This window comes from Pseudoxanthomonas spadix BD-a59 (assembly GCF_000233915.3).
GTDB lineage: Bacteria > Pseudomonadota > Gammaproteobacteria > Xanthomonadales > Xanthomonadaceae > Pseudoxanthomonas_A > Pseudoxanthomonas_A spadix.
The window spans coordinates 672,058-695,718 of the sequence record NC_016147.2 but is presented as its reverse complement, the minus strand read 5'-3'; the positions used below and the strand labels follow the sequence as shown (position 1 = coordinate 695,718).

The following is a 23,661-nucleotide window of genomic DNA, read 5'->3' as shown; positions in this document are numbered from 1 at the left end:
TCGGGGCCGTCTTTTTTTCACACCACCACGCCGGCAAATCGGACGCCAAAGGATTCGCTTTGTTTGCTGTCGGAAGATGCTGCCGCGGCGATGGTGATGGCTCGACGCTTCAGGACGCCATGCCATGTGCCCATCCCATCCCTGGTTTCACCATCCCGAACACCGCCTGCTGCCCGGCGTGCTCGCGCTGCTCTGGACCGCGTTGATCGGTGGATGCGCGACGACTCCCACGCCCTCGGCGCCACCCGACGCGCCGATTTCAGCCTCGCCGGAGCCGCCGCCTGAGTTCGTCCCGGTGGTCCGCTACGGCCGCTACACCCTGATCGAGTTGGCGCCGAGTGCCGCGCAGCAGGATCTGATGCTGCAGGTCGTGGAGGTGTCTGCCCCCGACACGCTGCATGCCACTGTCGCCGACGCCCTGCGCCATGTCTTGCGGCGCTCGGGCTATCAGCTCTGCACCGGCCAGGACACCGACTCCCTGGACCGGCTCCCGCTGCCAGCCGCCCACTACCAGCTCGGACCGCTGTTGCTGCGCGATGCCCTGCTGACCCTGACCGGTCCCGCCTGGGATCTGCACGTGGACGACGGCACGCGACTGGTGTGCTTCAGCCACGTCACCGCGGCACCAGCCCGACCCCTGCCGCCGATCGACCCGGACGCCGACGTTCAGACCTTCCCGCTCGCGACGGAGGTCCAGCCATGACGATGCCGGGCTCCGCGCAACCGCAGCGGGCGGCGATGCTGCGTGTCGCCGCCATCACCTGGGTGCTGCTGATCAGCATGGGGGTGGTGGTCAACCACGTCGCCCTGACCAAGCTCGCCGATCAGGCCGAGACCACCACCGTGAGAACGCAGGTCGCGGCGCTGGAACAGCACCTGGCCGAGCTTGCGCAGGACTCGGAACAGGCGCGCAAACAGCCGGCCGCCGTGCCGCAGGCGCGCTACGACACCGATCGCCAGGCATTCGACCGCAGGCTGGCGGCGCTCGAACAGTCTTTGGGAGAGCGCATGGCGGCCGACGCGCTGCAACCACTGCAAACGCGCATCGAACAGTTGGAGGCGCGGCTGACCACGCGGGCGGCACCGCGCGCCGCAGCGCCTCGCAGCACCGCGCCCGACGCCCCGCCGAAGCCGGTCGAGCCCGCGTTCCGCATCACCGGCGCCGAACTACGCGCCGGCGAGCGCTTCCTGTCGATTCTCTCGGCCGAAGGCGGTGGTTTGGCCCAGGTCCGTCTGCTGCGGCCGGGCGAGGAGGCGGACGGCTGGCGCCTGACCGCCATCGAGGGCGACGTCGCGGTGTTACGGCACGGCACCGAGACCCGGCGCCTGCCTGTGCCGGCGCGATAGGAGCCGGTAATGAGGCACACCGCGACCGCCTTGGGCCTGCTGGCCGCGCTCCTGTCCACCGCGCCGCAGACCGCCATAGCGCAGCAGTCGCAGGCTGCTGCAACGAACGTGGCTCCCAGCCGTGAACGACCCGCCCCCATCGCACGCAGCGATGAGGACGTGGCGCGCGACTGGGGGCTACGACCGGAGGAGTGGACCCGCTACCGCGAATTGATGCAGGGACCGCTGGGCCTGTCGTCGCCCAACCTCGACCCGCTGACCGCACTGGGCATCGAAGCCCGCAGCGACGAGGAGCGGCGCAGGTTCGCCGAGCTGCAAGTGCAGATCGAGGCCCGCCGCGTGGAGAAGCTGCTGGCCTACCAGCGCGCCTACGACGCGGCCTGGCAGCGACTCGCTCCGGGCATGCAGCGGGTCAACCTGCCCGGCGCAGGCGCGGCAGCGCCCGGCATGGCGCAGGCCGGCGCGCGCACGGCAGTGTTCGTCAAGGACGCCTGCACCAGCTGCGACGAGACGGTCCAGCGCCTGCAGGCCGAAGGCGCGAACTTCGACATTTACGTGGTCGGCAGCCGCGGCGACGACGCGCGCATCCGCGAATGGGCGCGCCGCACCCGCATCGACCCGGCGAAGGTGCGCAACGGCCACATCACCCTCAACCACGATGCCGGCCGGTGGCTCTCCCTGGGCGTACAGGGCGACTTGCCCGCCGTCGTGCGGCAGGTCGGCGGCCAATGGCAGCGTCAGCGGTAACCCGCTTCGCACTGGGCCTGCTGTGTGGGTTGGCAACGCTCGCCGCCGCAGCGCAGGAGGTTCCGCCGCCGGCCTACCAGCTCGCCGCGCAGCGCGCCGGCGTGCCGTCCACCGTGCTCTACGCGGTGGCGCTGCAAGAAAGCGGCGCCCGCCTCAACGGCCGACTGATCCCCTGGCCGTGGAGCCTGAACGTCGCAGGCGTCTCGAAGCGCTACAGCACCCGTGCCGAAGCCTGCACCGGCCTGCACCAGGCGCTGCGGCAGGTGCCCGCGACCCGCATCGACGCCGGCCTCGGACAGATCAACCTCGGCTACCAGCGGCATCGCTACCGGCAGCCCTGCGACCTGCTCGACCCCTACGTCAACCTCGCCATCGCGGCCGAGATCCTGCGCGAGCAGCACACGCCCGGCGAGGACTGGCTCGTCGCGATCGGCCGCTACCACCGTCCCGCCGGCGGCGCGCCCGCCGCGCGCTACCGCCGCAGCGTCGACCAACACCTCGCGCGCGTGCTCGGCCGCCACCGGCTGGACGCCGACACACGGAGGGTGCTGCCGTGACGGTCGCCCTGCGCGCCCAGCCGGCAGCGACGGGCATCGAGATCCAGCACCTAGTCAACGTCAGCGGCGGCAAGGACTCGACCGCCGTCTACCTGCTGGCGCTTGAATCCGGCCGCTCGTTCCGCGCCATCTTCGCCGACACCGGCAACGAGCACGAACTGACGCACGAGTACCTTGCCCGCCTGCACGAACGCACCGGCGGGCCGAGGGTCGAGACCGTCAGGGCCGACTTCTCCCGACAGCTCGCCGTCCACCGCGACTACGTGCTGCGCGAATGGCCGAAACAGGGCATCGCGGACGAGATCGTGCAGGAAGCCGCGCGACTCCACGAGCCGACCGGGAATCCCTTCCTTGACCTGTGCATCAGCAAAGGCCGGTTCCCGTCGCGGATGGCGCAGTTCTGCACCGGCGAACTCAAGGAAATCCCGATCACGACGCAGATCGTCGGGCCGATGCTGAAGCAAGGCCCGGTGCTGCAATGGCTGGGCGTGCGCGCGGCCGAGAGCGCACATCGCGCGCGACAGCCGCGGTTCAACCGCCACGAGTCCGGCTCGATGCTCTGGCGGCCGATCTTCCGCTGGAGCATCGAGGACGTCTGGGCGCAACACCGGCGCCACGGCATGCGCCCGAACCCGCTGTATGCCCTCGGCATGGGGCGCGTCGGCTGCATGCCCTGCATCAACTGCAGGAAGGACGAGCTCCGCCGCATCGCCGACCGCTTCTCCGCGCACATCGACCGCATCCGGCGATGGGAGGACGTGGTATCGGCCGCCAACAAGCGCCGCTCGGCCACCTTCTTTCCCGCCGTCACCGATCCGACCGACGCTGATCGTCCCGGCACCTATTCCCGCATCGACGCGCTGGTGGCATGGAGCCGCACGACGCGCGGCGGCAGGCAGTTCGCCCTGTTCTTCGACGAACAGCCCGGCAGCGGATGCACCTCCGACCTCGGCCTCTGCGAGGCGCCACCGCGCCGCACCAAAGCCACTGCTGCACGCACCTCCGCGCTGGCGGCAGGCACTTCCCCCAACTTTGAGGACACGCCGCCATGACGCTTCGCCACGTTCGCTCCTGTTTCTGGCTGTATGGCCTGGTATCGGCCCTGGCGATGCCGGCCGCGTTCGGGCAGTCGCCTCCGCTGGTCGTCGTCGAGGACCGGGGTAGCACCTCGGCGCTGCCGTACTACGAAGCGCTGAACCTCCAGCCGCGCACCGACCGGCCGACGCCGCGCATCGACGTTCCGCGGCCGCCGGCGACGCGCTTCAGCGAGGCCGACATGCTGCCCGTGCGCTCCGCACGGCTGTCACCCGGCGATGTGAGCCGCAGGGTGATCCAGGCACCGGGCCTGAAGCCGATTTTCTTGGTCGGCGATGACGACCGTTCGCGCGCCTGGCTGAGCAAGCGTGCCGACGCCTTGCGTGCGCTCGGCGCGATGGGCCTGGTCGTCAACGTCGAGACGGTCGAGGGCCTCCGCACGCTGCGCCAGCTGGTGCCGGGCGTGCCGATCGCGCCCGCGGCAGGCGATGACCTGGCCGCGCGCCTGGGGCTGCGCCACTACCCGGTGCTGGTGACGGCCACGGGCATCGAGCAGTGAAGCGCCCGCCATGGCCCAGCGCTACTCGATCGAGGTATTGCTGCGGCCAGCGGTGGAGCTTTACACCGTCGCGGTGTGTGCGGGCGCCGCGCTGGTGTGCCTGGCGGCACCGTGGTCGCTCGCGCTGAGTCCGCTGCTGGGCCTGGGCAGCGCCTTGGCCTTCCTCGGCTACGGCGCCATCCGCCTGCGCGACGCGCTCGTGATCCTGCGCTACCGGCGCAACATCCGCCGGCTGCCGCGCTACGTGATGACCAGCCGCGACGTCCCGGTCAGCCAGCAGCGGCTGTTCATCGGCAAGGGCTTCCGCTGGGAACAGCAGCACACGCACCGGCTGATGCAGACCTACCGGCCAGAGTTCCGGCGCTACGTCGAGCCGACGGCGACCTATCGCATCGCGCGCCAGCTCGAGGAGCGACTGGAGTTTGCGCCTTACCCGGTTTCCAGGCTCGCCAAGGTACTGGCCTGGGACAGCCCGCTCAATCCCGCGCGGCCGCTGCCGCCGGTCGGCGGCATGCCGCGGCTGCACGGCATCGAACCGAACGAAGTCGACGTGTCCCTGCCGCTGCCCGAGCGCGTAGGCCACACCCTGGTCCTGGGCACCACGCGCGTTGGGAAGACGCGGCTGGCCGAGCTGTTCATCACGCAGGACATCCGCCGGCGCAACGCTGCGGGCGAGCACGAAGTGGTCATCGTCTTCGATCCCAAGGGCGACGCGGACCTGCTCAAGCGCATGTACGTCGAGGCCAAGCGCGCCGGCCGCGAACGCGAGTTCTACATCCTCCATTTGGGCTGGCCTGAAATCAGCGCGCGCTACAACGCCGTGGGACGCTTCAGCCGCATCAGCGAAGTCGCCACACGCATTGCAGGTCAGCTTTCTGGCGAAGGCAATTCGGCGGCTTTCCGGGAGTTCGCGTGGAGGTTCGTCAACATCATCGCGCGCGCGCTCGTGGAACTGGGGCAGCGCCCGGACTACATGCTGATCCAGCGACACGTCGTCAACATCGACGCGCTGTTCATCGAGTACGCCAGCCATTTCTTCGCGCGCACGGAGCCGAAGGCCTGGGAGGTGATCGTCCAACTCGAAGCGCGGCTCAACGATAAGAACATCCCGCGCAACATGATCGGCCGCGAGAAGCGCGTGGTCGCGCTCGAACAGTACCTCTCGCAGGTGCGCGTGTACGACCCGGTGCTGGACGGCCTGCGCAGCGCCGTGCGCTACGACCGTACCTACTTCGACAAGATCGTCGCCAGCCTGTTGCCGCTGCTGGAGAAGCTGACCACCGGCAAGATCGCGCAGCTGCTGGCGCCCGACTATTCGGACCTCAACGACCCGCGTCCGATCTTCGACTGGATGCAGATCGTGCGCAAGCGCGCCGTCGTCTACATCGGCCTGGACGCGCTATCGGATGCCGAAGTCGCCGCAGCGGTCGGCAACAGCATGTTCAGCGATCTCGTGTCGGTCGCCGGGCACATCTACAAGTTCGGCATCGACGACGGCCTGCCGGGCGCGGCAGCGGGCATGAGGGTGCCCATCAACGTTCACGCGGATGAATTCAACGAACTGATGGGCGACGAATTCATCCCGCTCGTCAACAAGGGCGGCGGCGCGGATCTGCAAATGACTGCCTACACGCAGACCCTCAGCGACATCGAGGCACGAATCGGCAGCAAGGCGAAGGCCGGTCAGGTGATTGGTAATTTCAACAACCTGATCATGTTGCGCGTGCGCGAGTCGGCGACCGCGGAGCTGCTGACCCGACAACTGCCCAAGGTCGAGGTCTACGCCACGACCTTGATGAGCGGCGCCACCGACAGCTCCGACATCCACGGCCCGACCGACTTCACCTCCAATACCCACGACCGCATCTCCAGCACGAGCGTCCCGATGATCGAACCGGCGCACGTCGTCGGGCTTCCCAAGGGCCAAGCCTTCGCGCTGATGCAGGGCGGCAACCTCTGGAAAGTGCGCATGCCGCTGCCGGCGCCCGACCCCGACGAAGTGATGCCGCAGGATCTGCAACAGCTCGCCGGCTACATGCGGCAGCACTACGCTGAGGCCGGCGACTGGTGGGAGGGCCGCGCCACGCCGGGCCTGCAGGACACGCCTTTGCCGGACGACCTGCTCGAAGGCTTCCGCCACATCGCCGGCACCGAAGGCGCGGCGGAGGAGGCGCGGCCGTGAAGGACCCGGCCGCCACCGCCCAGCGCCAGCAGGTCCGGCAGCAGGGACTGCTGGCCAGCATCGTGACGATGCCCCTGCGGTTCTTCGGCGTGCTGATCGGATCGCTGCTGCTCTGCATCCTGGTCGAGTGCATCGGCATGCACTTCTTCTGGCCCGAGCAGGGCTGGCGCCACGCCCAGGGCATGCTCGACTTCGAGCTGAACCAACTCTCGACGCACTTCACCCGCAGCGCCGTCGTGCAGGAGCCGGGCCGCACGGCGCACTGGCTGGTCGAGCGCTCGTACGAATGGATCTTCGTCAAGAGCGGCCTGCTCGACTGGATGAGCAACGCCGCCGCGCAGGCGCGCGCGCCCAGCCACGGCGGCACGAAGGACTTCCGCTACTACGTGAGCCAGGTCTACGTCTGGAGCGAGAGCTACCTGATCGCCGCGGCATACACCACGCTTACCTTCATCGTCCGGCTGCTGGTGCTGGTGCTGACGTTGCCGCTGTTCCTGATGGCGGCGTTCGTCGGCTTCGTCGATGGATTGGCGCGGCGCGACGTGCGCAAGTTCGGTGCCGGCCGCGAGTCCGGCTTCGTCTACCACCGCGCGAAAGCCTCGGTGATGCCGCTGATCGTGTTGCCGTGGGTCGTCTACCTGGCGTTGCCGATCAGCGTGCATCCGCTGCTGATCCTGCTGCCCAGCGCGATCCTCCTGGGTGTCGCCGTGTGCATCACCGCGAGCACCTTCAAGAAGTACCTCTAGCCGCCACGCATTTCCGTCCATCAATCGGGGCCTGCGCAGGTCCGGATTGTTTGCGGCGCGCATCGGCCTGCGTCGAGAGCATTTCGCCATTCCTCGTGATTCGCGGGCTGGCAAATGCGGATGACCGTTCCTCCTATCGCCGACTGGCGCTGCGTGCTGGGCCTGTTGCTGGCGCTGTGCATCGTGCTGGGTTTCCCGGTACGTGCCCAGGCCGACGACGCAAGCCCCGAGCACGCGCGCCTGGCCGCTGCGCTGCGCCAGCTCGACGCCATCGACCGGCTGATCGCGCAGGAAGCCACGCGCCCGCGCGATGAGCGCGCCCGCTACCACTTCGACTATGGCCGCCTGAGCGCCGACCTTGAGCGCGTCCGCGCCGGCATCCGCGACTACCTGACCCCATCGCGCGCGCAGCCGCGCGATCCGGCCGTGCTGCTCGGTGACTACCGCCAGTCCACCGCTGCCGCCTCCTGTGAACCGGAGGCCACCCCATGAATGCCGCCCAGACCGCCGCCTTTCAGGCCAACGGTGGCTTTCCCCCTTCCGCCGTCTCGGTCGTCGTCATCGGCGCCGTCTTCGCCGTACTCCTCGTGTGGGGCGTGTGGGCGATGCGGACCGCCTATGTCGGATGGGCCGAGCAGCGGATATCCCAGCGTCAGTTCCTTGGTGTCGTGGTGCGCTTCGTCGCGCTGTACCTGGTGCTGACCTTCTTCCTGCTCTCCTAAAGGTCACCCAACATGAATCCGCTCTCACGTCGCTTTCGCTTTCCGCGCCTCTCGCAACTGGCCGCATTGCCGGCCGCCTTCCTGCTCGCGCCGCTCGTTCAGGCCCAGGGCCTGCCGACGATCGAAGACCCCTCGCGCGGCCGGGGCAGCGGCATCATGGAAACGCTGCGCAACTACGGCTACGACATTGTGCTGTTGGTGGCCTTGCTGGTCGTCGCGGCGATGTTCGTGGGCGTGTGCTACCACGCCTACTCGCGCTACGCCGAGATCCACAACGGTCGCGCCACGTGGGGCCAATTCGGCCTGACGGTCGCCATCGGCGCGATCCTGCTGGTCGTGGGGATCTGGCTGCTGACCGAAGCCACCGGCATCCTCTGAGGCCGTCGGCATGGCTGACCAGGACATCCGGCCGGACGGCACGGTTGCGTTCCTGCCCCATCGGCTGAACCGTCATCCGGTCGTGGTACGCGGTTTGACCGCGGACGAACTGTGGGTGTGCGCGGGCTTGTCGGCGGCAATGGGATTCGGCGCCGGCGTGCCGCTGGCGCTGGCGTTCTCCAAGATCGCGCTGCTGCCCACCGCCATCGTGGTCGCGATCGCCATCGGCGTGTTCGGCGGCGGCAGCGCGCTGCGTCGCCTCAAGCGCGGACGCCCGGACACCTGGTTGTACCGCCAGCTGCAATGGCGGCTGACCTCGCGCCAGCCGCTGCTGGGCCGCTTCGTCGGCGGCCGGCAGTTGGTGACCCGTTCGGGCTACTGGACCACGCGCAGGAGCCGGACGCCATGAGCCGGTTCAAGAACGAGGTCCTGCGCCTGGAGGCGCACATCAAGACCTTGCGCATCGGGGCCGGCGTGGTCGTCGCGCTGGCGCTGGTGATGGGGCTCGGCTGGTGGAGCGCGCCGCGCGACCTGACGATCCACGTCCCGCCCGATCTGCGCTCGGGCAGCACCCGGAAATGGTGGGAGGTGCCGCCGGAGTCCGTCTACGCCTTCACCTTCTACGTCTGGCAGCAGTTGCAGCGCTGGCCGACCAACGGCGATGACGACTACCCGCGCAACCTGCATGCGCTGTCTGCGTACTTCACGCCGGCCTGCCAAGCCTTCCTGCGCCAGGACTACGAGTACCGCCGCAACGCAGGCGAGCTGCGTCAGCGCGTGCGCGGTATCTACGAGATTCCGGGACGCGGTTACGGGTCCAGCCCCGCCATGCGCGTTCGCACCGTCTCCGACCACGATTGGGTCGTGACGCTCGACGTCACCGCGGACGAGTACTACGGCGCCGAACAGGTCAAGCGCGCGTTCGTGCGCTACCCGCTGAAGGTCGTGCGCGCTGATGTCGATCCGCAGCGCAACCCCTTCGGCCTAGCGATCGACTGCTACGACGGCACCCCGCAGCGGATCGCCACGCCTGCCGACCCGGCACCCAGCGCCGCGCCGACCCCTCCCGCGGAAACCACGCCATGAACCGTCTTCTCGCCACGCTCGGCGCCGCGTTGCTGCTGGCGCTGTCCGTCCCCGTCCATGCCGTCGAGATCCTGCGCTGGGAGCGACTGCCCCTGGCGCTGCCGCTCGTCGTCGGCGAGGAGCGGGTCATCTTCATCGACCGCAACGTGCGCGTCGGCGTCCCCGCGTCGGTGGGCGCTCGACTGCGCGTGCAGAGCGCGGCCGGCGCCGTTTACCTGCGCGCCAGCGAGCCGATCGAACCGACGCGGCTGCAACTCCAGGATGCCGGCAGCGGCACGGTGATCCTGCTGGACATTGCCGCCGAAGCGCCGCAGGAAGGACAGCCGCCGCTGGAGCCGGTGCGCATCGTCATCGCGGCGCCGGCCGGCGGCCAGGGCGTCGCGGCCGAGGACGATCCACAGGCACGCGCCGCGCGCACCGACCGTCCGGCACCGCCGACGCCCGTGCCGGTGGTGCTGACGCGCTACGCCGCGCAAAGCCTCTACGCGCCGCTGCGCACGGTCGAGCCGGTGCCGGGCATTACCCGCGCCAACGTGCGCCGGGACCTGCCGCTGCACTCGCTGCTGCCGACGCTGCCCATCCAGGCGCAGGCACTGGCTGCCTGGCGCCTGGGCGACCTGTGGGTCAGCGCCGTGCGCCTGCGCAACACCGCGCCGCGCGGGTTCGATCTGGATCCGCGCGCGCTGCAAGGCGACTTCCTGACCGCGACGTTCCAGCACCCCGACCTCGGGCCGGCCGGCACGCCGGAAGACACAACCGTCGTCTACCTCGTCACCCGCGGCCGCGGCTTGCCGCAGTCGCTGCTGCCCGCGATCGCACCCGTCGACGCCTCCCTCAACCTGCCGGCGCCCGCCGCGCCGAGCGACCGCGACGGAGGCCGCGATGAAGAGTAACGGCCTGCTCAAGTGGCTGATGATCCCGATGGTGCTGCTGCTGGTGTTCGTCGGCTTCAAGCTGTTGTCCGGCGGCGACCGCGCACCCGCGCAGCAGGGGGCCGGTCAGCTCACCGCGGACGAAGCCAAGGCCCTGGGCATCGAAGGCGACACGCCGCGCGATACCGTCGCCACGCTGGTCGCGCAGGTCCGGCAACTGCGCACCGAGTTGCAGACGGCGTTGACGGACAACAGGACCCAGCGCCAGGAGAACGAACGGCTGCGGCAGCGCGAGGGCGCGGTCGACCGGCGCATCCAGAGCGCGATCGAGGGAGAGCGCAACCAGCTGCGGCAAGATCGTGAGCAGGCCGCCGCCGAGCGCCAGCAGACCCAGGGCCTGTTGCAGGAACTGCAGCAACGCCTTGAAGGCGTGAGCGGCCGCCGCGACGGCCACGCCGACCTGCCGGTGGGCCTGGGGCTGGAGCCGGGCGACAACGCCAGCACCGGCGGCAGCGGCGAGACCATGCGCTGGGTCGAGCCGGATGATGCCCGCCAGGAGGGCCGCGGACGTTCGCCCGCCAACAACGCAAGCGGCTTCAGCTTCCCCACGAGCTTCGGGGAAGCCGGTGAAAGCATCGGCGACGCCACCGGTGCGGCGGTGGACGCCGGTCGCCGCGCAGCCGGTGCGCCGGCTGCGAAGGCCGTCTACACCGTGCCGACGAACTCCACCTTGATGGGATCGGTCGCGATGACGGCGCTGATCGGCCGCGTGCCGATCGACGGGACGGTCAACGATCCGTATCCGTTCAAGGTCCTGATCGGACCCGACAACCTGACCGCGAACGGCATCGACATCCCCGACGTCGCCGGTGCGGTCGTCAGTGGCACCGCGTCGGGCGACTGGACGCTCTCGTGCGTGCGCGGCCAGGTTCGCTCCGTGACCTTCGTGTTCAACGACGGGACCATCCGCACCATCCCCGAGGATCGCGAGCGTGGCGGCAACCGCCAAGACAACGCCCAGGGCAACACCACCCAGGACGGCCTCGGCTGGATCAGCGACCCGCACGGCATTCCCTGCGTCACCGGCGACCGCCGTTCCAACGCGCAGCAGTACCTCGGCAGCAGGGCGCTGATCACCGCCGCCGGCGCCGGCGTCGCCTCGCTGATCGACTCGGACACCGGCCGCCTGTCCTACGTCGGCCCCGACGGCGCCATCGGCACCGTCGGCATCACCGGCAACGAAGCGATGGGCCAGATCCTCGCCGGTGGCGTCCGCGACATGGCCGACTGGGTGAACAAGCTCTACGGCCAGGCCTTCGCCGCGGTGTACGTGCAGCCCGGCGCCAAGGTCGCCGTGCATCTCGAAGAACCCCTGACCATCGACTACGACCCGGCCGGCCGCCGCGTCGACCACCGCCTCGGAGACTCGACCCATGCGCAGGAACTGGACTGACGCCCTGGCGGCGCTGGGCGTTGCACTCGCGCTGGCCAGTTGTGCAACCACCAAGGAGGAGCTGCTGCCGCGCTCCGACCGGACCATGCTCGACATCTGGAACGTCGAGACCGGCGGCGGCGCGGCCGGCCCGAGCGAGCGCGGCCTGCTCGATGCCCGGCAGTCGCTGCGCCGTCCGCTCACGCCGGCCGACGTGCAGGCCGCGCCCGCCGAGCAGGCGCGCTACACGCGCACCGCGCAGAACGAGATCCACCGCCAGTTCCACCGCCTGCCCAACCCGGACCTGCTCATGTATGTGTTCCCGCACTTGGCCGGTTCGGACCCGGTGCCGGTGCCCGGCTACACGACGGTGTTCCCGCTCTACCAGCGCGTCCAGTACGCGCTGCCGGGCGAACGGACCGAGGACTACTGACGATGGCGTGGCCCTCGCTCAAGCGCCGGCCGCGCCCGGCGCCGGCTGCGGCGTCGCCGGCACCGGCCGATGCCTGGGAGCGCCACGTCGCCGAGCTGCGCACGCATGGCCTGCCCGAACCCGGTCGCCCCGGCCGGCGCTCGCGCCGTCCCGCCACCGTCGCCGACGAGCAGGCTCTGTACGACATCGCCCCGTCGTTCGCGGACATGCTGCCGTGGGCCGAGTACCTTTCCGAGTCGCAGTGCATGCTGCTGGAGGACGGCGCCTCGGTCGCCGCGTTCTTCGAGCTGCAGCCGGTCGGCACCGAAGGCCGCGAGCCGGGCTGGCTGGGCCAGGTCCGCGACACTCTCGAGAACGCGCTGCAGGACTCGTTCGACGAACTGGACGAGAACCCCTGGGTCGTCCAGCTCTACGCCCAGGACGAGACCAGTTGGGACCGCTATCTGGAGGACCTGCGCGCCTACCTGCAGCCGCGCGCACGCGGCAGCGCCTTTAGCGACTTCTACCTGCGCTTCTTCGGCCACCACCTGCACGCGATCGTCAAGACCGGCGGGCTGTTCGAGGACAGCACCGTCACGCGCTTGCCCTGGCGCGGCCAGTCGCGCCGCACGCGCATGGTGGTGTATCGCCGCGTCGGCCAGGCGCCGGCCCGCCGCGGCCAATCGCCCGAGCAGGCGCTGCACATCGTCTGCGACCGCCTGGTCGGCGGGCTGGCCAACGCCGGCGTGCGCGCCCGCCGCCTCGGCGCGACCGACATCCATGCCTGGCTACTGCGCTGGTTCAACCCGAACCCAACGCTGCTCGGCCCGAGCGAAGCCGACCGCGAGCGGTTCTACGCGCTGGCGCGCTATCCCGATGAAGCCGAGCCCGGCGAGATCGAGCTGGCCAGCGGCACGGACTTCGCGCAGCGGCTGTTCTTCGGCCAGCCGCGCTCCGACGTGGCCGAAGGCCTGTGGTACTTCGACGGCCTGCCGCACCGTGCGATCAGCGTCGACCGCCTGCGGATGCCGCCGGCCACCGGCCACATCACCGGCGAAACCCGCAAGGGCGGCGACGCGATCAACGCGCTGTTCGACCAGATGCCGGAAGACACGACCCTGTGCCTGACGCTCGTGGCGACGCCGCAGGACGTGCTCGAAGCGCACCTGAACCACCTGGCGCGCAAAGCCGTCGGCGAGACCCTGGCGTCCGAACAGGCCCGCCACGACGTGCAGCAGGCGCGCGGGCTGATCGGCAGCGCGCACAAGCTGTACCGCGGCGCGCTGACGTTCTACCTGCGCGGACGCGACCAGGCCGAACTCGACGCGCGCGGCCTGCAGTTGGGCAACGTCCTGCTCAACGCCGGCATGCAGCCCGTGCGCGAAGACGACGAGGTGGCCCCGCTCAACACCTACCTGCGCTGGCTGCCCTGCGTCTACGACCCGGACAAGGACAAGCGCCAGTGGTACACGCAGCTGATGTTCGTGCAGCACGGCGTCAACGTGGCGCCGCTGTGGGGGCGCAGCCAGGGCACCGGACATCCCGGCATCACGCTGTTCAACCGCGGCGGCGGCACGATTACGTTCGACCCGCTGAACCGGCTCGACCGGCAGATGAACGCCCACCTGTTCCTGTTCGGTCCCACCGGCTCGGGCAAGTCGGCCACCCTCAACAACATCCTCAACCAGGTCACCGCGATCTACCGGCCGCGGCTGTTCATCGTCGAAGCCGGCAACAGCTTCGGATTGTTCGGAGAGTTCGCCGCACGGCTCGGGCTCAGCGTCCACCGCGTCAAGCTCGCGCCCGGCTCCGGCGTGAGCCTGGCCCCGTTCGCCGACGCGCATCGCCTGGTCGAGACCCCCAGCCAGGTGCAGACGCTCGATGCCGATGCGCTCGACGAGGAGGGGGGCGAGGAGGACGTCGGCGACGAGCAGCGTGACGTGCTGGGCGAACTGGAGATCACCGCCCGGCTGATGATCACCGGCGGCGAGGACAAGGAAGAAGCGCGCATGACGCGCGCCGACCGCAGCCTGATCCGCCAGTGCATCCTCGTCGCTGCCCAGCGCTGCGTTGCCGAGCAGCGCACCGTACTCACGCGCGATGTGCGCGACGCGCTGCGCGAGCGCGGCCGCGATGCCACGCTCCCGGAAACCCGGCGTACGCGGCTGCTGGAAATGGCCGACGCCATGGACATGTTCTGCCAGGGCGCGGACGGCGAAATGTTCGACCGGCCGGGTACGCCATGGCCCGAAGCGGACATCACCATCGTCGACCTCGCGACCTACGCGAGGGAGGGCTACAACGCGCAGCTCTCGATCGCCTACACGTCGCTGATCAACACGGTCAACAACATCGCCGAACGCGACCAGTTCCTGGGCCGGCCGATCATCAACGTCACGGACGAGGGCCATATCATTACCAAGAACCCGCTGCTGGCGCCCTACGTGGTCAAGATCACGAAGATGTGGCGCAAGCTCGGCGCCTGGTTCTGGCTCGCCACGCAGAACCTCGACGACCTGCCGAAGGCGGCCGAGCCGATGCTGAACATGATCGAATGGTGGATTTGCCTCAGCATGCCGCCCGATGAAGTCGAGAAGATCGCCCGCTTCCGCGAACTCACGCCGGCGCAGAAGGCGCTGATGCTCTCGGCGCGCAAGGAAGCGGGCAAGTACACCGAGGGTGTCATCCTCTCCAGGAGCATGGAACTGCTGTTCCGCGCAGTGCCGCCGAGTCTTTATCTGGCGCTCGCGCAGACCGAGCCCGAGGAGAAGGCCGAACGCTACCGGCTGATGCAGGAATTCGGCATCGGCGAGCTGGACGCGGCATTCAAGGTCGCCGAGATGATCGACCGCGCACGCGGCATCGAACCGCTGGCGATGAACGCCAACGGCGACCTGCTCACCGTGTCGGGTTGAGGTTCCGCCGGAACCACTCGCGTCACGCCGACTGCAGCGCCAGGAAGACATCGCGCAGCCGTGCGACGACCTCGGCCAGTTCCCGCGGCGCCAGTCCGTTCTTCTTGAAGAACGCCGCCCACTGTCGCTGCTTGATCGGATCCTGCGCGAAAGCGTCGCTCAGGCCAATGGGAAGGTCGGCCGGCATCGCCAGCCGCCGCCGCGCGAAGGTCGCCTCGACCGCTCGACGCAGTTCGTCCGGCGCCAGGTCCTCCTCGGTCAGCAGCACCCACAGGTCGAAGTAGTCCTTCATGCGGCTGTTCGTCATGCCCAGCAGGCAGATGGCATGGAGCTTCTCCGCAACCACCGTGTACTTGGGATAGGCGCGCAGTCGTGGTGCGGGCAGATCGTCGAGCAGCACCGGATAGTGGATCGGCTCCGGCGCCGGCGTCACCACATCGCCGAAACCGATGTCCACCTGCAAGGCGATGCGCGCACCGTCCAGTGTCGCCCGCAGATCGACCCGCACGCCTCCGTAGCCGGCTTCCTTGCGAATCACCGACCCCGCGACCGAAGCGGGGTCGAACACGATGCCGTCGTCCACCGCGATCTGGCTGATCTCGCGGAACGTGGCCACGGCCGTCTCCACGTCGTCCGGCCCATAGCCGAGCAGGTCCACATCGCGCGTCGGCCGATGCGGCTGGTCGTACCACAGCGAAAACAGCAGCGCGCCCTTGAGCAGGTAGCGATCGGCATATTGGGAGATCGACAGCCGGTACAGCAGCCGTTCCAGGCCGTAATGGGTCAGCGTCAGGTTGAAGTCCTGGCGCGTCGCGTCCGCGCGCTGTTTCAGGCGGGCACGGATCGAAGCGGGTAGATTGGTTCGGCTCACGCGGTCACGCTTTCCAGATAGGGGCGCATCACCGTGGCCACGCGATCCACCGTCGCGTAGCGCCAGAGTGCATCCATCGACAGCTTGCCCTGCGACCACCCGTCGTGCAGCGCCTCCAGGGCCACGTCCAGCCCGATCTTGTTGCGGTATTTGAAGCAGTCGGCCACGGTCTTGTTCGGATCGAACACGGGCACCGATACGCCATCGATCGCCACCGGCGCGATGCCTTCGGTCAGCGCCGCGCCCGACATGCGCACCACGCGCAGCGCCGGCTGGTCCAGGCTCGGCGATGGCGAGTTGTGCGGGATCGCCATCCAGACCTCGTGCGGCGCCTGCGTGCCGATGCCATGCACGCGCAGCGCCGACAGCAGGCAGACCACGCCCTTGGGCACGCGCAGCGCCGCCTCGGCCAGTGAGCGGTGCTCGCTGAGGCCACGTCCCGGCAGGCTGTAGACGCCGCGTGCGACCCGTTCCAGCTTGCCGGCCGCCACCAGCCGGCCAAGGATCACCGTCGACAGGCCGCGCTGGGTCAGATCGCGCGCGCGCAGCAGCGGCTGGCGCCTGGCCAGCACGAGGGCGGCATCTTCGAGGCTCATGTCTGGTCGTTGAGGCATGCGGGGTAATGTAGCGATTACTAGGCATTTGTCAATAACTGACTAGGAATCGCTACAACCATCCGGCAATCGCCGATGTGACGTTTCCTCGGCCAAGCGCCTATTACCGCCGAGGTTTCGTCACAGGCTTCCCGACAACGGGACGCCGGCCATGCCGGATTGTTGAACCATGCGCGAACGCCCTCGTGCTCGACTCGGACCACGGCAACCCGCCCCGGACCCGACCACAGCGACAGCGATGCGACCGACCGTTCCTTCCTCCCGCGGCGCCCGGCGCCGCCTTGTCTGGCTCGCCGCCGCCGGGGCGCTGGTGCTCCTGTTGCTGCTGGCCTGGCGCCTGTCGGGGCCATCGGCGCCCGACGCCCCGACGCCAGCGCCCATCCTGTCGGATGGCGACCAGGCGCCGGCACCGGCCCGGCCGGCCGGGCCGCCCTGGCACCACGGCGCCGCCAACGCCCGCTTCACGCTGGTCCTGTACGCCGACCTGGAGTGCCCGCACTGCAAGACCTACTTCCCCGAGGTGCTGGCCTGGATCGAGCAGCACCCGGACACCCGCCTGCAATGGCACCACCTGCCGCTACCGGCGCATGAACCAGCGGCCTCCCGGCTCGCCAGCCTGGCCGAGTGCGCCGGCGAGACCGGCGGCCCGGCCGCCTTCTGGCAGGCCGTGACCTGGATCTACCAGCACACCCGCGGCGACGGCCAGGGCCTGCCCGAGCAGGCCCGCTTTCCTGGCCAGTCCGCCGCGCTGCAACGCTGCGTGGACAGCGAGCGCGCGCTGGCGCGCGTCCAGGTCCAGGCGCGCGAAAGCAGCCGCGACGGCATCGTCGCCACGCCGACCGTGCGCATGCGCGACGAGACCACCGGCCAGTCCCTGCTGCTGCCCGGCCCGGTCGAAGCCGACGCGCTGCTGTCCGCGCTGGACCTGCTCACGTCCAACGAATCGCCGGCCTCCCCGGCCGGGACGCCCGAACTGTCCACCATCCCCGATGGCGACATGCCCAGGTAGCCGAGGTCTTCGAGGCTACGGCGCCGCGTTGCCGCGCGCCGGCCTGCCCGGTAAATCGGGACACGGCGCTGCCAGTTTGTTTGTCGTGCCCGCCCGCCGGCTGGAGTGGACTATCGCCATCACCCATCCACGGCGGTTCCAACATGCCCACTTCGTCCCTTCATTCGCCGGCGTGGCGGCGCGGCCTGATGGCCGTCGCGCTGCTCGCCGCGCTGGCCGGCGCAGCGGCCCACGCGAACGACGATCTGATCGTCGTGACCGACAGCCGCCATCCCGTCCAGGCGCCGGCCGGCGCGCGCGTTATCCTGCTGGACCAAGCCGCGCGCATCGAGGCCGAGTTGGCCGCCGACCTGCCGAGCGATCCCGCCCGCGGCGCCGCGCTCGTCCGGCAGCGCCTCAAGGACGGCGGCGCCCCGCTGCAGACGCGCCTCGCCACCGCCTATCAGGGTGTGGTCGACGCCTGGAGCCTCGGCGTCACCACCATCCCCGCCGTGGTCGTGGACCAGCGCTACGTGGTCTACGGCGAACCCGACGTGGCCAAGGCCGTCGCCCGCATCGACGCCCACCGCAGGAGCCGGCCATGAAGCTCTCGCGCCGCATGCGCAACGGCGCGGCCGCCGTCATGCTCGCGGCCGCCGGCTCGTCCTACGCCATCAACACCGGCACGATCGTCGCCTCGACGCTCTCGCCGGACTGCCTCGAATACCGCGTCGTCGGCATCTGCTACTGGCTCTACTGCACCTGGACCGGCTGCACCGTGCGCACCTCGGTGAAGGTGCGCCACTACGTTCCCGACGCCGTGGTGTCGAGCTACAGCAACACCGGCGAGAACCCGTGGACCGAAGTGCGGTTCATGAGCCCGCCCAATCCGACGGCCGAGGACGGCGGCGACGGCACCACCAACCACGACAACGAGAACAACCTCGCCAAGTTCAAAAACGCCGACGTGATCGGCCACCCTGGGGGCCAGGTATTCAGCCAGTTCGCCAGCGCCTCCGGCTACGCCTGCGAGGGCGCGGGCACGGCCTTCATGCCGTACCTGCTGAGCACGCTCGACACGCTCGCCTGGCGCTACAACGTGCCCGAGATGGTGTACCCCGAATCGCTGATCCCGGGCCGGCGCGAGGTCGGCACTCGGACCGGCCTGAACCTGTGGGGCAACGTCTACCCGCGCGGCGGCTTCCTGCACCAGACCGACGACTACAAGTCCAGCGCCGTCGTCGCCCAGCGCGCCGGCGACATCGTGACCCGCCGCGGGCAGATCCACGTCTACCAGTCGCTGCTGGCCGAGGCGCGCGACGGCTACTGGCCGGCCGGCGAGCTGATGGAAAGCGACGCCAGCACCGGCAAGTGGCAGGAGCTGACGCCCACGCTCTCCAACAGCTGCGCCGTCTTCCCCCACACCAACACCCGCGTGCAGGCCCAGCAGGGCGACTACGCCTGGGCGCTCTGGCGGCCGTACAGCTGCTGCGAGCGGCGCGGCCAGGTCTTCCTGGGCAGCACCGACTTCGACTGAGGCACGCCATGACCGCCCACATTCCCTCCCGTCCCTCCCATCGCCTGCAGATGGCCGCGCTCGTCGTCGCGCTGCTGCTGACCGGCCTCGACGTGCGCGCGCAGACCAGCGTCAACGAATACGGCGTGCAGCACCAGGGCAGCGTGATCGGCGACGACGTGCTCTACAGCATCGGCGGCGGCCGCGCCGTCTCGATGAGCGGCGCGGCCAACATGCGTTCGATCGGCGTCGGCATCGGCTGGAACAGCAACCTGATCTGCGGGGACATGTCGCTCTCGACCACGATCCAGAACCAGCTCAACGGGCTCACCAACGGCTTCCAGACCATCATGTCGTCGGTGATCCAGAACGCCACCGCCGCGGTCGCCTCGCTGCCGGCGCTGATCATCCAGCGCGCCGACCCCGGCCTCTACAACCTGCTCACCAACGGCGTGCTGCAGGCGCGGTTGGATTTCGACCGCAGCAAGATGACCTGCCGCGCCATCGCCAACCGCATGGCGGACGCGGCCGGCGGCCAACTCGGCTGGGACCAGATCGCCGAGGGCATGGCGCTCACGCAGGCCGTCGCCAGCACCGATGCGGTGTCCGCCATCGACGAGGCCGAAGCCAACCGCGGCAACAACGGCGTGCCCTGGGTGGGCGGCAGCAACGCCGGCGGCCAGGGCCAGCGCCCGGTGCGCGTGGTCGGCGACGTGACCCGCGCCGGCTACAACCTGCTCAACGGCCGCGACGTCGCCGCCACCGGCAGCATCGACCCCGGCAGTTGCAACGGTAACCTGGCCTGCGAGACCTGGCGCTCGCCCGACGACGCGGCCGCCTGGGCCGTGCGCGTGCTGGGCGAGCAGGAGCAGCGCACCTGCGAGTCCTGCACCAAGACGACGACCACGCCGGGCGTCGGCCTGACGCCGCTGATCCAGGAGGAGTACGAAGCCAAGCTGCAAGCGCTACAGGAACTGGTGGCCGGCAGCCGGCCGACCAGCTTCGCCAATCTGCAGGACGCCAGCGCCGCGTCCCTGCCGATCACGCGCGGCGTGATCGAAGCGCTGCGCGACGAGCCCGACCAAGACATCCTGGCCAGGCGCCTCGCGTCGGAGGTGGCGCTGGCGAGCGTGCTGGAGAAGGCACTGCTACTGCAGCGCACGCTGTTGACCGGGCGCAAGGAGCCCAACGTCTCTGCCAACGAACTGGCGCAGAAGGCCGTCTCCCACGAGAGCGACATCCTTGACCGCGAGATCCTCAACCTGAAGACGGAGCTCGAACTGCGCCGCGAACTGGCGAGCAACTCGCCGACCGCCATCATCCAGCGGCACAGCACGCGCTCGACCGGCTCGCGCGGCATCTACGAGGGCGATCCGACCCGCAACCGGATCGACGAGTTGCAACGACCACCGAGCGGGAACAACCCGTGAGCTGGGTCGCCGTCCGCCGCTACAGTGCCCGCGCGCTGCTGGCGTTGCTGGTACTGGTCCTGGTGCTGATCGCCGCCGCCGTGGTCAACCTGGTCGGCATCCGCATGGCCGGCGGCATCGACGGCTGGCGACAGTGGATGGATGCGCACGCGGGCTGGTTCCTGGTCTGGCGGTTGCTGCTCTATGCCGTCACGGTCTACGGCTGGCTGTGGATGCGCCGGCGCCTGCACGCACGGGAGCCGGAAGGCGGCGCGCGCCAGCGCCTGCTGCGCGTGGAGGTGGCCGCGGTGCTCGCGGTCGTCGCGCTGGAAGTCAGCCAATTCATGCAGGCCGGATGAGCCGGAGTCCCCCATGACCCTCTACACGACCGACTACCTGGAGTACTACCTGACGCTGGTTTCGTGGATTGTCCACAACGGCGTCTGGAACGTGCTGGTCGCCAGCGGCGTGTTCGCGATTCCCTTCCTGGCGATCGTGATCCAGGAATGGCTCAAGGCACGAGCCGAAGGCGCGGACGAAGGTAACAAGGGCGTGCTGAGTTCGGCCCGTATCGAGAACCGCGTCTTCGTCGCGATCGTCGTCATCATGTTCGCGGGCATCCCGTTCATCGACGTCGATTTCACCACGCTGCAGTTCGATCGCTCACGCTCGGCGCAATGCCAGGTCAACGTGCCGGAGCCTTCGGAGACGGGCTGGTCGCAGTCGTTCAGCACGCTCAACAATCAGTCGGCGCGGGTGCCGGTGTGGTGGTTCTTCATGCACGCGATCTCGCGCGCGGTGACGGGCGCATCCGTCGCGGCCATTCCGTGTGGGACGGACCTGCGACAGATCCGCATGGACATCGACAACACGCGCATCGCCGACCCGGTGCTGGCCCAGGAGGTGGCCGACTTCACCCACAACTGCTACGGGCCTGCGCGTGCGCGGCTGTTCATGGACCGTCCCGATCTCACCGAGGAGCAGATGCACGACGTCACCTGGATCGGCTCGCGCTTCTTCGTGGACACGCCGGGCTTCTACGACACCTATCGCTCCAGGTCCCCCCGCGAGGGTTGGCCCTACGACAGCAATCGCGATGCCGGCCTGGCCGAGGTGCCCAGCGGCGCCGGCTATCCAACCTGCCGGCAGTGGTGGTCGGACGGCAATGGGCTGCGCTCGCGGCTACTGCAACAGGTGGACCCCAGCTTGCTGACGCGTGTTGCGGGGTGGGCCGGCTTCCTGAGTCGGGATCAGGTGGATGACTCTGTGATCCGCGCGATCGCGTCGCCGCGGCAGCAGAAGTTGAACCAGGGTGCGGTCTATTCCGACTACGGCGGGCAGATCGAGATGACGTTGCCGAACATCGTCACGCGCGCTGCGAGCGACGTCGGCATGACGGTCGGTGCGCTGGGCTTCTTTCCTGCGATGGACGTGATGCGGCAAGCACTGCCGATGGTGCTGGCGCTGCTGAAGATGGCGTTGGTGATCTGCATTCCGCTCGCGCTCCTGGTTGGCACCTATGACCTCAAGACCTTGGTGACCGTCAGCGTGGTGCAGTTCGCGCTCTTCTTCGTGGACTTCTGGTTCCAGTTGGCCAGGTGGATCGACTCGACCATTTTGGATGCGCTCTATGGCTGGGGATTCGGCTGGAATCGGCCGCACAGCAATTTCGATCCATTGATCGGGCTGAACAACGCATTCGGCGACATGTTGCTCAACTACGTGCTCGCAACGATGTTCCTGGTGCTCCCCGCGTTCTGGGTGACGGCACTGGCCTGGACGGGCATCCGGGCCGGCAACTTCTTGCAGGGACTGGCCGCGGGCACCAGGGATGCGGCGCAGGCGGGAGGCAGGGGCTCAGGCATCCTGATCAGTGCGGCGAGTCCCGGCAAGAAGTAGCGCGACCGGGATCAGTCGTCCTCGAATCGAGGATCGGGATCGTCGTTGTAGGATGCGGGGTGGTAGAAGAGGCCTTCGCGGTGATCGCGTTCCTCGGCCTGGCGATTCAGCAGGTCGGGTTCTTCCTGGTCCGCGGTGCCGTGCTGCATGGCCCAGGCGGCGGCGACCGCGAATACCAGCAGGAGCGCCAGCCAGAACGCGGCGTACAGCAGTACTCCCAGCACGGCCAGCTTCACGAGCCACAGCAGCGCCGTCGCCGCGCCTGGGGGCAGACCGCGCGCTACCAACCGGCCGGCGAGCCGGCGCTCGCGACGGACGCCGCCACGCCACATCCCGCCGGCCCAGCGGCCGAAGCGCTCTGCGTTGCTGATGCGGGTTTTCGTGCCCATCGTCGTCACCTGCTACATGCGTGGGATGGCTACTCCAGTTTGCTCCAATCCTGTCGGGCTACGGCCACCAATGCGTTCCAGTCGTCGGGCGGATTTCCGCGGCCCAGCATCTTTTCGAAGACCGCATACGGATCGGACTTGCTGCCCGACGACCGCAGCGTCGTTTCGTCGTTGACCCAGGCGTAGACGATCACCTTCGCCTTGGAGTCGTACCGGAAGAACAGCCGGAACCGTCTTCCGATCTTGGCCCGCCGCCAGTGGCGGTGGGCTGGTCCCAGGGTGTTGCCCTGGCGATACTCGTCCCGAGCCGGATCAGTCGGCACGGTCTCCAGCATCAACTGGCTCAACCCCCGGAACAGCTTGACGTTGGCGTTCGACTCGAACCCCTCCGGTTCGTTCTGCTCGGCGCGCTGCGCTGCGGCGTGGAGCTTCTGCAACTGCTCGACCACGCACGCGTGGAACAGCAGCGTCCAGCCGTGCCGCTGCATCAGAGCGCCACTTCGCCTTCGATCTCCTCACCCAGGCCGTCGTCGCGACCGACTTGCGCCAGCATGGCCCGCGCCAGTTCGTCGGGCAGGCCGCGGATGTGTCGCCCGGCCTGGATGTCCTCGGCCAGCAGGCCCAGGAAGGCCCCAATGGCCGGATCCTCGTGCTCCGCCTCGGCGCGGCTGACCACGACCTGGCCGTCCTCGCGCAGCTCGAAGTCCACCTTGCCGCCAGCGTCGACACCCAGCGCCTGCCGGATCGGCTTGGGGAGGGTGATCTGCCCCTTGGAGGTGATGGTGGCCTGCTCGCGGACGGTCGGCATGGTCGGGTTCCTGTTTCAACGGTTGCATGGTAAGGAAATTTCCTTACCACGTCAATCGACCCTCGGCGTGACCGCCCAAGATGCCGGGCTGCCGGGTATCGCTTTGATCCAGGCATCCGAACCGTCGCTGCCCTATACGCAAAGGGTCAAGGCCAAAGGGCCGGCAAGGGGCGAAGG

General features: G+C 69.1%; 28 protein-coding genes. 23 read left to right on the top strand and 5 right to left on the bottom strand.

What is annotated here, in order from left to right; genetic code table 11:
* Positions 1 to 124 precede the first annotated feature (124 nt).
* From pilL2 to DSC_RS03005, 17 genes are all read left to right on the top strand, one after another.
* On the top strand, positions 125 to 703 hold the full coding sequence (gene pilL2 / locus DSC_RS03085; RefSeq protein ID WP_043290365.1) for a PFGI-1 class ICE element type IV pilus protein PilL2: 579 nt from the start codon (positions 125 to 127) through the stop codon (positions 701 to 703).
* Complete coding sequence (locus tag DSC_RS03080; protein WP_014159661.1) at positions 700 to 1,347, top strand: hypothetical protein; 648 nt, start codon at positions 700 to 702, stop codon at positions 1,345 to 1,347. Before pilL2 ends, DSC_RS03080 begins: the two co-directional genes overlap by 4 nt.
* Before the next feature lie 9 nt (positions 1,348 to 1,356).
* On the top strand, positions 1,357 to 2,094 hold the full coding sequence (locus tag DSC_RS03075; RefSeq protein WP_014159660.1) for a TIGR03759 family integrating conjugative element protein: 738 nt from the start codon (positions 1,357 to 1,359) through the stop codon (positions 2,092 to 2,094).
* Entirely contained in the window at positions 2,076 to 2,651 is a 576-nt protein-coding gene (locus tag DSC_RS03070) for a lysozyme family protein (RefSeq protein ID WP_043290364.1), read from the top strand. Before DSC_RS03075 ends, DSC_RS03070 begins: the two co-directional genes overlap by 19 nt.
* Entirely contained in the window at positions 2,648 to 3,703 is a 1,056-nt protein-coding gene (locus DSC_RS03065; RefSeq protein WP_014159658.1) for a phosphoadenosine phosphosulfate reductase domain-containing protein, read from the top strand. The genes DSC_RS03070 and DSC_RS03065 overlap by 4 nt, the downstream gene beginning before the upstream one ends.
* Positions 3,700 to 4,245: an integrating conjugative element protein gene (locus DSC_RS03060; RefSeq protein WP_014159657.1), complete on the top strand. Its 546-nt coding sequence runs from the start codon at positions 3,700 to 3,702 to the stop codon at positions 4,243 to 4,245. Before DSC_RS03065 ends, DSC_RS03060 begins: the two co-directional genes overlap by 4 nt.
* Positions 4,246 to 4,255: 10 nt before the next feature.
* Positions 4,256 to 6,427 (top strand): type IV conjugative transfer system coupling protein TraD, encoded by a 2,172-nt coding sequence (gene traD, locus DSC_RS03055; protein ID WP_014159656.1) that lies wholly within the window; start codon positions 4,256 to 4,258, stop codon positions 6,425 to 6,427.
* On the top strand, positions 6,424 to 7,173 hold the full coding sequence (locus tag DSC_RS03050; protein WP_014159655.1) for a TIGR03747 family integrating conjugative element membrane protein: 750 nt from the start codon (positions 6,424 to 6,426) through the stop codon (positions 7,171 to 7,173). The genes traD and DSC_RS03050 overlap by 4 nt, the downstream gene beginning before the upstream one ends.
* A gap of 120 nt (positions 7,174 to 7,293) precedes the next feature.
* Positions 7,294 to 7,665 carry an integrative conjugative element protein, RAQPRD family gene (locus DSC_RS03045; RefSeq protein ID WP_014159654.1) on the top strand — a complete coding sequence of 124 codons (372 nt, stop codon included), beginning with the start codon at positions 7,294 to 7,296 and terminating at the stop codon, positions 7,663 to 7,665.
* Entirely contained in the window at positions 7,662 to 7,895 is a 234-nt protein-coding gene (locus tag DSC_RS03040; protein ID WP_014159653.1) for a TIGR03758 family integrating conjugative element protein, read from the top strand. The genes DSC_RS03045 and DSC_RS03040 overlap by 4 nt, the downstream gene beginning before the upstream one ends.
* Positions 7,896 to 7,907: 12 nt before the next feature.
* A complete protein-coding gene (locus DSC_RS03035) occupies positions 7,908 to 8,273 on the top strand; it encodes a TIGR03745 family integrating conjugative element membrane protein (RefSeq protein ID WP_014159652.1) in 366 nt (121 codons plus the stop codon).
* 10 nt (positions 8,274 to 8,283) lie between these two features.
* Entirely contained in the window at positions 8,284 to 8,682 is a 399-nt protein-coding gene (locus DSC_RS03030; protein WP_014159651.1) for a TIGR03750 family conjugal transfer protein, read from the top strand.
* Positions 8,679 to 9,359 carry a PFL_4703 family integrating conjugative element protein gene (locus DSC_RS03025; RefSeq protein ID WP_014159650.1) on the top strand — a complete coding sequence of 227 codons (681 nt, stop codon included), beginning with the start codon at positions 8,679 to 8,681 and terminating at the stop codon, positions 9,357 to 9,359. The genes DSC_RS03030 and DSC_RS03025 overlap by 4 nt, the downstream gene beginning before the upstream one ends.
* Positions 9,356 to 10,252, top strand: a complete 897-nt coding sequence (locus DSC_RS03020) for a TIGR03749 family integrating conjugative element protein (RefSeq protein WP_014159649.1) — start codon at positions 9,356 to 9,358, stop codon at positions 10,250 to 10,252. The genes DSC_RS03025 and DSC_RS03020 overlap by 4 nt, the downstream gene beginning before the upstream one ends.
* The gene (locus tag DSC_RS03015; RefSeq protein WP_014159648.1) at positions 10,242 to 11,684 is read left to right on the top strand and encodes a TIGR03752 family integrating conjugative element protein; all 1,443 of its coding nucleotides are present in this window, start codon (positions 10,242 to 10,244) and stop codon (positions 11,682 to 11,684) included. The genes DSC_RS03020 and DSC_RS03015 overlap by 11 nt, the downstream gene beginning before the upstream one ends.
* The gene (locus DSC_RS03010) at positions 11,665 to 12,096 is read left to right on the top strand and encodes a TIGR03751 family conjugal transfer lipoprotein (RefSeq protein ID WP_014159647.1); all 432 of its coding nucleotides are present in this window, start codon (positions 11,665 to 11,667) and stop codon (positions 12,094 to 12,096) included. Before DSC_RS03015 ends, DSC_RS03010 begins: the two co-directional genes overlap by 20 nt.
* 2 nt (positions 12,097 to 12,098) lie before the next feature.
* Positions 12,099 to 14,990, top strand: a complete 2,892-nt coding sequence (locus DSC_RS03005; RefSeq protein WP_014159646.1) for a conjugative transfer ATPase — start codon at positions 12,099 to 12,101, stop codon at positions 14,988 to 14,990.
* Positions 14,991 to 15,012: 22 nt separating this feature from the next.
* On the opposite strand, the gene DSC_RS03000 is transcribed toward DSC_RS03005, so the two are convergent.
* Together DSC_RS03000 and DSC_RS02995 are read right to left on the bottom strand one after the other, a co-directional pair.
* On the bottom strand, positions 15,013 to 15,861 hold the full coding sequence (locus tag DSC_RS03000; RefSeq protein ID WP_014159645.1) for a nucleotidyl transferase AbiEii/AbiGii toxin family protein: 849 nt from the start codon (positions 15,859 to 15,861) through the stop codon (positions 15,013 to 15,015).
* Complete coding sequence (locus tag DSC_RS02995; protein ID WP_014159644.1) at positions 15,858 to 16,457, bottom strand: type IV toxin-antitoxin system AbiEi family antitoxin domain-containing protein; 600 nt, start codon at positions 16,455 to 16,457, stop codon at positions 15,858 to 15,860. Before DSC_RS02995 ends, DSC_RS03000 begins: the two co-directional genes overlap by 4 nt.
* A 256-nt stretch (positions 16,458 to 16,713) precedes the next feature.
* Between DSC_RS02995 and DSC_RS02990 the strand changes: the two genes are divergently transcribed.
* From DSC_RS02990 to DSC_RS02965, 6 genes are all read left to right on the top strand, one after another.
* Positions 16,714 to 17,484, top strand: a complete 771-nt coding sequence (locus tag DSC_RS02990) for a DsbA family protein (RefSeq protein ID WP_014159643.1) — start codon at positions 16,714 to 16,716, stop codon at positions 17,482 to 17,484.
* Positions 17,485 to 17,627: 143 nt separating this feature from the next.
* Positions 17,628 to 18,068, top strand: a complete 441-nt coding sequence (locus tag DSC_RS02985) for a TIGR03757 family integrating conjugative element protein (protein ID WP_014159642.1) — start codon at positions 17,628 to 17,630, stop codon at positions 18,066 to 18,068.
* Between the two features lie 14 nt (positions 18,069 to 18,082).
* Positions 18,083 to 19,000: a TIGR03756 family integrating conjugative element protein gene (locus tag DSC_RS02980; protein WP_425476605.1), complete on the top strand. Its 918-nt coding sequence runs from the start codon at positions 18,083 to 18,085 to the stop codon at positions 18,998 to 19,000.
* 8 nt (positions 19,001 to 19,008) lie between these two features.
* A complete protein-coding gene (locus tag DSC_RS02975) occupies positions 19,009 to 20,409 on the top strand; it encodes an integrating conjugative element protein (RefSeq protein ID WP_014159640.1) in 1,401 nt (466 codons plus the stop codon).
* Entirely contained in the window at positions 20,406 to 20,747 is a 342-nt protein-coding gene (locus tag DSC_RS02970) for a hypothetical protein (RefSeq protein ID WP_014159639.1), read from the top strand. Before DSC_RS02975 ends, DSC_RS02970 begins: the two co-directional genes overlap by 4 nt.
* Positions 20,748 to 20,760: 13 nt before the next feature.
* Positions 20,761 to 22,287 (top strand): conjugal transfer protein TraG N-terminal domain-containing protein, encoded by a 1,527-nt coding sequence (locus DSC_RS02965; protein WP_014159638.1) that lies wholly within the window; start codon positions 20,761 to 20,763, stop codon positions 22,285 to 22,287.
* Between the two features lie 11 nt (positions 22,288 to 22,298).
* Here DSC_RS02965 and DSC_RS02960 read toward each other — a convergent pair whose 3' ends face one another.
* From DSC_RS02960 to DSC_RS02950, 3 genes are read right to left on the bottom strand one after another with little or no spacing between them, the layout of a single operon-like run.
* Entirely contained in the window at positions 22,299 to 22,676 is a 378-nt protein-coding gene (locus DSC_RS02960) for a DUF3742 family protein (RefSeq protein ID WP_014159637.1), read from the bottom strand.
* 29 nt (positions 22,677 to 22,705) lie between these two features.
* Complete coding sequence (locus tag DSC_RS02955; RefSeq protein WP_014159636.1) at positions 22,706 to 23,164, bottom strand: type II toxin-antitoxin system YhaV family toxin; 459 nt, start codon at positions 23,162 to 23,164, stop codon at positions 22,706 to 22,708.
* Positions 23,164 to 23,484 (bottom strand): type II toxin-antitoxin system PrlF family antitoxin, encoded by a 321-nt coding sequence (locus tag DSC_RS02950; protein WP_014159635.1) that lies wholly within the window; start codon positions 23,482 to 23,484, stop codon positions 23,164 to 23,166. Before DSC_RS02950 ends, DSC_RS02955 begins: the two co-directional genes overlap by 1 nt.
* Positions 23,485 to 23,661: the final 177 nt, after the last annotated feature.